Source organism: Microbacterium sp. P2_F9 (genome assembly GCF_056403635.1).
Genome location: NZ_JBFUFC010000405.1, coordinates 1 through 1,127 on the forward strand (window position 1 = coordinate 1; position 1,127 = coordinate 1,127).

General features: G+C 67.6%; 1 protein-coding gene and 1 pseudogene. Both read left to right on the forward strand.

Annotated features, from left to right (window positions below):
* Positions 1-342 (forward strand): annotated as a pseudogene (locus tag AC1DVT_RS20390) (RNA degradosome polyphosphate kinase); the annotation flags it as partial.
* A partial coding sequence (locus AC1DVT_RS20395; RefSeq protein WP_477391241.1) for an NUDIX hydrolase occupies positions 339-1,127 on the forward strand: 789 nt, incomplete at its 3' end. The pseudogene AC1DVT_RS20390 and the gene AC1DVT_RS20395, both read left to right, overlap by 4 nt.

Below are 1,127 nucleotides of genomic sequence, written 5' to 3' on the forward strand. Positions count from 1 at the left end.
GTCGTGCGCAGCATCCTGGGTCGCTATCTGGAGCACTCGCGCATCTTCGCGTTCCACAACGACGGCGATCCGCAGGTGTTCATCGGCAGCGCCGACATGATGCACCGCAACCTCGATCGCCGGGTCGAGGCGCTCGTGCGCGTCGTCGCGCCGGCCCACGTCAAGGAGCTCCTCACCCTCTTCGAACTCGCGATGAGCGACACCACGAGCTCGTGGTGGCTCGGTCCAGAGGGCGAGTGGACGCGGCACAGCCTGGACGAGGGCGGCAAACCGCTCACCGACATCCAGGATCGGACGATGACAACGGTGCAGCGCCGCCGCCGAGCCCGGGTGGTGCGATGACCGAGAGCGCGATCTACGCCGCCGGCGGTGTCGTGTGGCGGCTCGTCAACGGGAAGCTCACGCTGCTGCTCATCCACCGCACGGCCTACCGCGATGTGACGCTGCCCAAAGGCAAGGTCGAGCCGGGTGAGACGCTCGCCGAGACCGCGGCCCGCGAGATCCTCGAAGAGACCGGCATCCGGGTCAGCCTCGGCATCCCGGTCGGCGTGTCGAAGTACCACATGCCGAACAAGCGGCAGAAGATCGTGCACTACTGGTCTGCCGAAGCGACGGATGCCGCCATCCGGTCGTCCTCGTTCGTCCCGAACCGCGAGATCGCGGCGATCGAATGGGTGACGCCCAAGAAGGCGCTCAAGCGCCTCAGCTATCCGGTCGATGTGGAGATCCTCGAGAACTTCCTGAAGTTCGTCGACGACGGCATCCTCGCGACCTTCCCGATCATCGTCCTGCGTCACGCCAAGGCGCTGACGCGCGATGAGTGGAAGGGCGCCGACCATGCGCGTCCGCTGAACATCAGGGGTCGCAAGCAGGCCAATGCCGCAGTCGGCCAGCTCCTCGCCTTCGGACCGCGCAAGCTGATCTCCTCCCCCGCGGTCCGCTGCGTCAAGACCGTGACGCCGCTGTCGGCGGCCCTCGGGCGTCCGATCGATCGGACCCCCTTGATCAGCCAGGATGCCTGGGAAGAGGGCGCATCGGACGCGCGCCGCATCGTCGGCGAGCGCGTGCGATCCCGCAAGGCCGCGGTGCTCTGCAGCCATGGCCCGGTGCTCCCCGAGATCCTGACC